This window comes from Kitasatospora nipponensis (assembly GCF_039528135.1).
In the GTDB taxonomy this organism is placed as follows: Bacteria; Actinomycetota; Actinomycetes; order Streptomycetales; family Streptomycetaceae; genus Kitasatospora; species Kitasatospora nipponensis.
The window spans coordinates 4756-14723 of record NZ_BAAALF010000196.1; the positions used below are offsets into that span (position 1 = coordinate 4756).

Annotated in this window: 6 protein-coding genes and 1 pseudogene; all 7 read left to right on the forward strand. The window is 74.9% G+C overall.

The features are described 5' to 3' along the window. Window positions 1–326: pseudogene (locus ABD323_RS33940) on the forward strand (NADH-quinone oxidoreductase subunit L); the annotation flags it as partial. A 139-nt stretch (window positions 327–465) separates the two neighbouring features. Further along, complete coding sequence (locus ABD323_RS33945) at window positions 466–2031, forward strand: complex I subunit 4 family protein (RefSeq protein ID WP_344445915.1); 1566 nt, start codon at window positions 466–468, stop codon at window positions 2029–2031. Window positions 2032–2036: 5 nt separating this feature from the next. Then, window positions 2037–3728 (forward strand): NADH-quinone oxidoreductase subunit N, encoded by a 1692-nt coding sequence (locus ABD323_RS33950; protein WP_344445916.1) that lies wholly within the window; start codon window positions 2037–2039, stop codon window positions 3726–3728. A 118-nt stretch (window positions 3729–3846) separates the two neighbouring features. Continuing rightward, on the forward strand, window positions 3847–4707 hold the full coding sequence (htpX, locus tag ABD323_RS33955) for a zinc metalloprotease HtpX (protein ID WP_344445917.1): 861 nt from the start codon (window positions 3847–3849) through the stop codon (window positions 4705–4707). A gap of 58 nt (window positions 4708–4765) precedes the next feature. Further along, entirely contained in the window at window positions 4766–5062 is a 297-nt protein-coding gene (locus ABD323_RS33960; RefSeq protein ID WP_344445918.1) for a YciI family protein, read from the forward strand. A gap of 359 nt (window positions 5063–5421) precedes the next feature. Continuing rightward, window positions 5422–6897 carry a CehA/McbA family metallohydrolase gene (locus tag ABD323_RS33965; RefSeq protein ID WP_425556255.1) on the forward strand — a complete coding sequence of 492 codons (1476 nt, stop codon included), beginning with the start codon at window positions 5422–5424 and terminating at the stop codon, window positions 6895–6897. 235 nt (window positions 6898–7132) lie between these two features. Continuing rightward, window positions 7133–9715 carry a serine/threonine-protein kinase gene (locus ABD323_RS33970; RefSeq protein WP_344445920.1) on the forward strand — a complete coding sequence of 861 codons (2583 nt, stop codon included), beginning with the start codon at window positions 7133–7135 and terminating at the stop codon, window positions 9713–9715. The last annotated feature ends 253 nt before the right edge of the window (window positions 9716–9968 follow it).

Sequence of the window (9968 nt, forward strand, 5' to 3'; positions counted from 1 at the left end):
TGGCCGCGTCCACGGCGGTGCCGGCCGCGGCCCCGGCCGATCCCGGCCGGACGCTGCTGGGCCCGCTGTACGGCCCGGCCCAGCACGGCTTCCACCTGGACCAGCTCTTCAGCCGGCTCTTCGTGCGCCCGACCGTCGCGGCCGCGGAACTCGTCCGGTTCCTGGACCGCGAGGTCGTCGAGGGCTACGTGCAGGGCTCCGGCGGGGCGGCCCGGCTGCTCGGCCGACTGGTCCGGTGGACCCAGAACGGCAACGCCCAGACCTACCTGAGCGCCCTGCTGGCCGGCGTGGTGCTGATCACGGTCTTCGTGGCGGTCGGCACATGAGCCCCCGCCCGAGCCCGCGCCCGTGCCCCCGCGCGGCAGGCCGCACCCGGCCCACCGCCTGTCCGCCCACCGCCTGTCCGCCCACCACCTGCCCGCCCACGCTCCGACCGTCCGCCGCAGCCCGCCCGGGGAGTACCCGATGAACCTGCTCCTCATCGCCCTGCTGCTGCTGCCGCTGCTCGGGGCCGCCGCCACGCTGGCCCCGGCCACCGTCTTCGGCGCCGACGCCGAGACCCGCGAGCGCCGCGCGCTGCGCTTCAACGCGCTGGTGACCGGAGTCGTCCTGGTGCTGGCGATCGCGCTGGCGGCCGGCTTCGACCACGGCCACCCGAGCCGGATGCAGGCCGTCACCGACACCGCGTGGATCCCCTCCCTCGGCGTGCGCCTGCACCTGGGGGTGGACGGCATCTCGCTGCCGCTGGTGGTGCTCACCGCGCTGCTCACCTTCCTGTGCGCGGTGTACTCCACCAGGCGCCGCCCGGGCGCGGGCACCGAGGGCGCCCCGTCGGCCCAGGCCTTCGCCGGGCTCTTCCTGCTGCTCGAAGTCGGCATGCTGGCCACCTTCCTGGTGCTCGACCTGCTGCTCTTCTTCCTGGCCTTCGAGATCGTGCTGATCCCGATGTACTTCCTGATCGCCCGCTGGGGCAGCGGGGCCAGGACGGCCTCCGCCTACCGCTTCATCCTCTACACGCTGCTCGGCTCCGCCGTGATGCTGCTCGGGTTCCTCCTGGTCGGCCTCAAGGCGGGGACCTTCGACATGACCGCCCTCGCCGCCGCCCACGGCCAGGGCCTGTCGCACTCCACCCAGGTGATCGCCGCCCTGGCGATCGGCCTCGGCCTCGCGGTCAAGGCACCTGCCTGGCCGCTGCACAGCTGGCTGCCCGACGCCCACACCTCCGCGCCGACCGTCGGCTCGGTGCTGCTCGCCGGTGTCCTGCTCAAGATGGGGACCTACGGTCTGGTCCGCGTCCTGCTCCCGGTGGTGCCGCAGGGCGCCACCACCTTCGCCCCGTACCTGGGGGCGCTGGCCGCCGTCGGCATCGTCTACGGTTCGCTCGCCTGTCTCGCCCTCGCCCGCCCGGGCCGCAAGGGCGACCTCAAGCGCCTGATCGCCTACTCCTCCGTCGGCCACATGGGCTTCGTACTGCTGGGCATCGCCTCCCTCACTCCGGTGGGCGTGAACGGCGCGCTCTTCGCCAACATCGCCCACGGTCTGGTGACCGGCCTTCTCTTCTTTATTGTCGGTTCGCTCAAAGACCGTTACAGGACCGCGGACCTCGACACCCTTTCGGGTGAAACCGGCGCCGCGTTGTACGGCCGGGCCCCCCGGCTGGGCGCGCTGCTGGCCTTCGCCGCCGTGGCCAGCCTCGGGCTGCCCGGCCTGGCCGGCTTCTGGGGCGAGGTGCTGGCGATGCTCGGGGCCTTCGACCCGGCCGCCGCCCTCTCCCGCCCCGCCTTCGTCACCTACATGGTCCTGGCGGGCCTGGGCACCCTGTTGACGGCGGCCTACCTGCTGGTCGTGGTCCGCCGGATCTGCATGGGCGACCCGACTCGCCCGGCGGTCGCCCAACCGGCCGAGCTGCGCCCGTACGAGGCGGTCAGCTGGACCCCGCTGGCCGCGCTCACGCTGCTGGCCGGGCTCTGGCCCGCGCTGCTGCTGAGCCTGTCCGACCCGGTCGTGCGGCACCTGCTGGCGGGGGGCTGACCGCGATGACCGCCACCATCGCCGGGCCGGTCGCCGCGGCCCTGTCCAGTACCCCGTCCGGCGCCGCGGCCGCGTCCGCCGGCCACCAACTCCTGGGGCAGCCCGCCGTGAACCCGACCCCCCTCGCCCTCGTGCCGCACCAGCTGGCGGGCGCCGTCCAGCACCTCGCGGTGGCGAACCCGGGCACGCTGATCCAGTCGGTGGACTGGGTGGCGATCGCCCCGCCGCTGATCACCGCGCTGGCCGCGCTGCTGGTGCTGCTCGCCGACCTGTTCCTGCCGCAGGGCCGCAAGAAGCTGCTCGGCCCGCTCACCGCCGCGGCCCTGCTGGTCGCCCTGCTCTCCCTCCTGCCGCTGACCGGCGGTCACCCGAGGTCCACCTTCTGCGCACCGAACGTAGCGGGTGCCACCGACAACGCGGGCTGTTCGTACGTCGCCGACCACTTCGCGCTGGTCTTCCAGCTGCTGGCGCTCGGCGGCGCGCTGATCGCCGCGCTGCTCTCGCTGCACGCGGTGCGCGAGCAGCGGCTGCCGGCCGGCGAGTACTGGTTCCTGCTGCTCAGCAGCGCCGCCGGGGCCGCCCTGCTGCCCGCCTCCCGCGACCTGGCCACCCTGGTGATCGCGCTCGAGGTGGTCTCGCTGCCCTCCTTCGCGCTGGTCGCCCTCAAGCGCGACGGGCGCGGCGGCGAGGCCGCGCTGAAGTTCTTCCTCTCCTCGGTGACCGCGACCGCCGTGATGCTGCTCGGCGTCGGGTTCGTCTACGCGGCGACCGGCAGCCTGCACCTGGCCGCCGTCGCGGACGGCCTGGGCCACCTGCCGGCGCAGCTGCGGCCGCTCGCCGAGGCCGGCGCCGCGCTCACCCTGGTCGGCTTCGCCTTCAAGGTGGCCGCCGTCCCGTTCCACTTCTGGGTCCCCGACACCTACGCCGGCGCCCCGCTGCCGGTGGCCGGCTACCTCTCGGTGGTCGGCAAGGCGGCCGGCTTCGCCGGGCTGGCCCTGGTCACCACCATCGCGTTCCGCCCCTACGGCCACACCTGGGGCCTGCTGCTGGCGGTGCTGGCCGCCGTCACCATGACGGCCGGCAACGTGGCCGCGCTGCGCCAGCGCGGCGACTCGGCACAGGGCGCGGTCCGGCTGCTGGCCTGGTCCTCGGTCGCCCAGGCCGGCTACCTGCTGGTGCCGCTGGCCGCCGCCGGTTACGCCGGCACCCCGCGCCCGCTGGGCGCGACCGTGGCGTACGCGCTGATCTACGGCCTGGTCAACCTGGGGGCCTTCGGGGTGGCCGCGCTGGTGGCGCGGACCAGCCCGGCCAACCGCCTGGACGACTACCAGGGCCTGTACGCCCGCGACCGCTGGGCGGCGCTGGCGATGGCCTTCTTCCTGCTCTGCCTGGCCGGCCTGCCGCCGGGCGTGGTCGGCCTCTTCGGCAAGGTGGTGGTCTTCCGCAGCGCGGTGGACGCCGGACTGGGCTGGCTGGCCGTGATCATGGCGGTCAACGTGGTGATCGCCCTGTACTACTACCTGATGTGGACGGCGAAGCTCTTCGCCCCGGGCCCGGAGACCGCCCCCTGCGGCATGGGCCGGCAGCGGCCGCCCGCCTCGCTGACCGGCACGCTCGGGCTCACCGCGACCGCCGCCGTGGTGCTCTCCCTCGCCCCGCAGCTGGTGCTCCAGGTGGTCGGCGGCAGTCTGTTCTGAGCTGCGTCCGGGCCGCCGACGTGGGAGGAAGGGAACCAGGGCCGCCACTTCCTCCGTTGACCCAGCACAGAGGGATGTGAACCGAGGGCTTCCCACCGCACCACTTGGAGGGGCTGCCGTGCACCGCCAGCACAACGGACTGAGGACGGCGGTCCTGATCGGGGGGCTGTCGGCACTGATCCTGGTGATCGGCAGCTTCTTCGGGCGCGCCGGCCTGCTGATCGGCCTGCTGGTCGCCCTGGCCACCAACGGCTACGCGTACTGGAACAGCGACCGGCTCGCCCTGCGCGCGATGCGCGCCCGCCCGGTCAGCGAGATCGAGGCGCCGGTCCTGTACCGGATCGTGCGCGAGCTCTCCACCTCGGCGCGCCAGCCGATGCCCCGCCTCTACATCTCGCCGACCTCCGCGCCCAACGCCTTCGCCACCGGCCGCAACCCGCGCAACGCCTCGGTCTGCTGCACCGACGGCATCCTGCGGCTGCTGGACGAGCGCGAGCTGCGCGGGGTGATCGGCCACGAACTCAGCCACGTCCACAACCGCGACATCCTGATCTCGTCGGTGGCCGGAGCGCTGGCCTCGGTGATCATGTTCCTGGTGAACTTCGCCTGGCTGATCCCGTTCGGCCGCGACGAGGACGAGGACGGGCCCGGGCTCTTCGGCATGCTCGCCATCATGATCCTGGGCCCGCTCGCCGCCGGACTGATCCAGCTGGCCGTCAGCCGCTCCCGGGAGTACCAGGCGGACGCCGACGGCGCCCGGATCACCGGCGACCCGCTCGCCCTGGCCAGCGCGCTGCGCAAGCTGGAGGACGGTGCCCAGCGCCTCCCGCTGCCGCCCGAGCCCCAGCTCCAGACGGCCAGTCATATGATGATTGCCAGCCCGTTCCGCCCGGGTGAGGCGGGGGCCCGGCTCTTCTCCACCCACCCGCCGATGGGGGAGCGGATCGCCCGCCTGGAGCGGATGGCCGGCCGGTCCTGAGGGTCCACCGTCCCGGCGCCTGGGGACCAGCGCGCCGGCCCCGCACGAGGGAGACGACATGTTCGTGGTCACGCTGACCTACACCGCCCCGTTGGAGCGGATCGACGCCCTGGTGGCGGAGCACGTCGAGTGGCTCGACGCGCACTACGCGTCCGGCGCCTTCCTGGCCTCGGGCCGCCAGGTGCCCCGGGTGGGCGGGGTGATCCTGGCCCGCGCGCAGAGCCGCGAGGCGCTGGACGCCATCCTGGCCCAGGACCCGTTCGGGCGGGCGGGGGCGGCGGTGTACCAGGTCACCGAGTTCCTGCCGACCAAGACCGCTCCGGAGCTGGCGCCCTTCGCGGTCGACCCGGTCTGACCGACCGGGACGGCCGCCGGCGGGCGATCGCCGCCGGATGCCGGTCGGTCGCGATCGGGCCGCGATCGGGCCGCCGCCGGATCGCCGCCGGGTCGTGAGGTCCCGGTCGACTTCCCCTCACCGCCGGTTCACCCGGCGGGGAAGGGCTCCAGCCAGCGGAGCCGGTGGCGGACGGCCGCCGGCCCGTGGAGGCGGGGAGGACTGCCATGTGCGCCACCGAGAACGGCGGACACCAGGGCCCGGAGCCGGCGCAGGTCCCGGCGTCCGCCGCTGATCCGACCCAGGGCCCCGACGGCCCGACGCCGCCCGACCGCCGCCGGCTGCTGCAGGGCGGGCTGGTGCTGGGCGCGGCCGCCGCGCTGACGCTGGCGCCGATCTCCTTCGCCGCCGCTGCCGCCCCCGGCGAGAGCACCCGCACCGTCACCGGCACGCTGCCCACCGGAGCCGCCGACTTCGTCTACCTGCCCGTCGAAGTCCCCTCCGGGGTGCGCGAGATCGCGGTCTCCTACAGCTACGACCGGCCCGCGGTGCCGGCCGGCACGCCGGGCAACTCCTGTGACATCGGGATCTTCGACGAGCGCGGCACCGAGCTGGGCGGCCAGGGCTTCCGCGGCTGGTCCGGCGGGTTCCGCACCGAGTTCGCGATCAGCCGCGGCGCCGCCACGCCCGGCTACCTGCCCGGTCCGGTCCGGGCCGGCACCTGGCACGTCGTGCTCGGGCCCTACCAGGTCGCCCCGCAGGGGCTGACCTACCAGGTGCAGGTCACCCTGCGGTTCGGCGACCCGGGCCCCGCCTTCACCCCGAACTACCCGGCGGAGCGGGCCCGCGGGCGCGGCCGGGCCTGGTACCGGGGCGACTGCCACCTGCACACCGTGTACTCGGACGGCCGCCGGCTGCCCGAGGAGGTGGCCGCCGGGGCACGCGCCGCCGGTCTGGACTTCATCGTCTCCACCGACCACAACACCTCCGCCTCGCACGGGATCTGGGGCCCGCTGGCCGGCCCCGACCTGCTGATCGTCACCGGCGAGGAGGTCACCACCCGCAACGGTCACTGGCTCGCGCTCGGCCTGCCGCCCGGCGAGTGGGTCGACTGGCGCTACCGTGCCCGGGACGACGCCCACCCGCGCTTCGCGCGGCAGGTCCACCGGGCCGGCGGCCTGGTGGTGCCGGCGCACCCGTACTGCCCGTACGTGGCCTGCCAGTGGAAGTTCGGCTACCAGGACGCCGACGCGGTCGAGGTGTGGAACGGCCCCTGGACGTACGACGACGAGTCCGCCCTCGACGCCTGGGACGCGCAGTTGGCGCAGAGCCTGCGCCAGGGGCGCGGCTGGCTGCCCGCGATGGGCAACAGCGACGCGCACAGCGTCCCGCAGGTCATCGGCTCCCCGCACAACGTGGTGCTCGCCGACGACCTGACCCGCGACCTGGTGCTGGCCGGTCTGCGGTCGGGTCGCAGCTGGCTGGCCGAGTCCGCCGCCGTCCAACTCGACCTCACCGCCACCGGTCACGGGCGCCAGGCGGGGATCGGCGAGCGGCTGACCGTACCCGCGGACGCCCCGGTCGACGTCCGGCTCCAGGTCGCCGGTGTCCCGAACGGCACCGTGCGACTGCTCACGGACGAGGGGCAGTTGCACCAGGAGTCGCTGGGCGCCGACGGCAGCGGCACCGTACTGTGGCGCACCACCGCCTCGTTGGCGAGCTACGTGCGCGCCGAGGTCCGCCACCCGCTGCCCGACGGCGGCCCGGGCCGGGGCAACACCATGGGCGCCGCGCTGCCGTGGGGGCCGATGGCGGCGCTCACCAACCCGATCGTGCTCACCGCCGAGCGGGGCTGACCCGGGCGGGCCCGCGTCCCGCGCCGTGCCGTACCGCCCCGAGCCGCCGGGTACCGTCCCGGGCCGTCCCACTTCCGGGGTTGCGACCCTGCGAGCTGGACCATGCTGCCAAGGTGTAACAAGCTTGGCCCTGACAAGCTTTGCGCCCACTGGCGGACCGTCAGTGAATCGGCGGCAACGATGGACCTGGCCGGCCACCGGGGGAGAGTCCGTGGCGGCAACGGGAGGGAAGCGCATGCGGAGCGAGACAGTGCTCGGTGGTCGGTACCGGCTGGACACACGCCTGGGCAGCGGTGGCATGGGGACCGTCTGGCTCGCCCAGGACGAGCACCTGGGCCGCCGGGTGGCGGTCAAGCTCATCTCGCAGGCCCTCGACAGCTCGGGGCCCGAGCTGCGCGCCCGCTTCCAGCGCGAGGCGCGGATCACCGCCGGGCTGATCGGCCACGCGCACATCGTGACCCTGCTGGACTCGGACTTCTACCACGAACCCCCGTACACGGTGATGGAACTGATCGAGGGTGACTCGCTCGGGAAGATCATCAGGGCCCGGGCGCCGCTGCCGATCGGGAAGGCGGTCGAGTGGTGCGCGCAGGTCTGCGACGCGCTGGCCTTCGCCCACAACTTCGGGATCGCGCACCGGGACGTGAAGCCGGACAACATCCTGCTGGTGCACAGGTCCGCCGAGGTGGGCCACGGCACCGTCAAGGTCCTCGACTTCGGGATCGCCACCTACACCGAGGAGAGCCGCACCCGGATCACCGCCGACGGGAGCGCGGTGGGCTCGCTGCCCTACATGGCCCCCGAGCGCCTGGTCAGTGACCGTGACCGGCCCGAGCAGCCGGCGGACGACCCGCGCAGCGACCTCTACAGCGTCGGCTGCCTGCTCTACGAGCTCCTCACCGGACGACTGCCCTTCGACCGGGTCGACGGCTACGCGCTCGCCCACGCCCACAGCAGGCCCGCCGCGCCCCGCTCGCACCGCCCCGAGATCCCGGCGGACCTGGACCAGCTCACGCTGCGGCTGCTCGCGCGCCAGCCCGCCGACCGCCCGGCCGAGGCCGCCCAGGCGCGCGACCTCCTGCGCAGGATCGGCGCCGGCCTCGCCGCCCTGCCCCTCGTGGACGAGCCGCCGGTGGGCGCCGTCAAGGCCGACGCCCCCGCCCGCGGCGGGGCGGACTCCCAGGCGGTCCGGCTGTTCGAGCAGGTCGCGGCCGACCGGGCGCGGGTGCTGGGCCCGGACCACCCCGACACCCTGCTCAGCCGCTCCGAGCACGCCTACTACGTGGGCGCGAGCGGAGACCGCGCGCTGGCCGCCCGGCTCTACCAGCAGGTGGCGGTGGACCGGGCGCGGGTGCTGGGCGCCGACCACCCCAGCACCCTGGCCAGCCGCCACGAGCACGCCTACTACGTGGGGGCGGACGGGGACAGCGCGCAGGCGGCCCGGCTGTACGAGCAGGTGGCCGCCGACCGGGCGCGGGTGCTGGGCGCGGACCACCCGGACACGCTCGCCAGCCGGCACAGCCACGCCTACTACGTCGGCGGCAGCGGGGACGACGCCCGGGCGGCCGCGCTCTTCGAGCAGGTGGCGGCGGACCGGGCGCGGGTGCTGGGCGCCGACCACGCCAGCACCCTGGTGAGCCGTTCCGAGCACGCCTACTACGTGGGGGCGAGCGGGGACAGCGCCCAGGCGGCCCGGCTGTACGAGCAGGTGGCCGCCGACCGGGCGCGGGTGCTGGGTCCGGACCACGCCAGCACCCTGGCCAGCCGGCACAGCCACGCCTTCTACGCGGGCCGCAGCGTGGGTGACGCGCAGGGCGCCCGGCTCTTCGAGCAGGTGGCGGCGGACCGGGCGCGGGTGCTGGGGGCGGACCACCCGGACACGCTGGCCAGCCGCCACGAGCACGCGTTCCACGTCGGCAACGGCGGCGACAACGCGCAGGCCGGGCGGTTGTACGGGCAGATCGCCGCGGACCGGGTGCGGGTGCTGGGTCCGGACCATCCCAGCACGCTGACCAGCCGCTCCCAGCAGGCCTACTACGTCGGGGCGAGCGGGGAGCACGAGAAGGCCGCCCGGCTCTACGAGGCGGTCGCCGCCGACCGGGCCCGGGCGCTGGGCGCCGACCACCCCAGCACGTTGACCAGCCGGCACAGCCACGCCTACTACGTGGGCCGCAGCGTGGGTGACGCGCAGGGCGCCGCGCTGTACGAGCAGGTCGTGGCCGACCGGGCGCGGGTGCTGGGCGCGGACCACCCGGACACGCTGGCCAGCCGGCACGAGCACGCGTACCACGTGGGCAACGGCGGGGACAGTGCGCAGGCGGCCCGGCTCTTCGAGCTGGTGGCGGCGGACCGGGCGCGGGTGCTGGGTGCGGACCACCCCAACACGTTGACCAGCCGCTCCCAGTACGCCTACTACGTGGGGTCGACCGGGCGGAACGCCGAGGCGGCCGCGCTGTACGAGCTGGTGGCGGCGGACCGGGCGCGGGTGCTGGGTGCGGACCACCCGGACACGCTGGCCAGCCGGCACAGCCACGCCTACTACGTCGGGGCGAGCGGGGAGAACGCGCGGGCCGCCCGGCTGCACGAGCAGGTCGCGGCGGACCGGGCGCGGGTGCTGGGTGCGGACCACCCGGACACGCTGGCCAGCCGGCACAGCCACGCCTACTACGTCGGGGCGAGCGGGGACAACGCCCAGGCGGCGGCGCTGTACGAGAAGGTGGCGGCCGACCGGGCCCGGGTGCTGGGCCCCGACCACCCCAGCACGCTGACCAGCCGGCACAGCCACGCCTACTACGTGGGACGCAGCACGGTCGGCTGACGGCGGCGGGGGCGGTCGGCGGGGGTGCGCCGGGGTCCTCCGTTCCGGTGAAAAGCGGGACTCTCCCGGCCCTCGTGTCGATCGGTGGCGCGGGGCCGGGGATAGTCCTGCGAGTCCAGGGAGGACTCCGCAGAGGAGCAGCCCGTGGACGTTCCCGACGCCGACCGGCCCGGCCCCGCCGACCGCGTCGACAGCGCCGACCGGCACGGCGGCCGGGCCGTCACCCTGGAAGTCGGAGGCCAAGCGGTCTTAG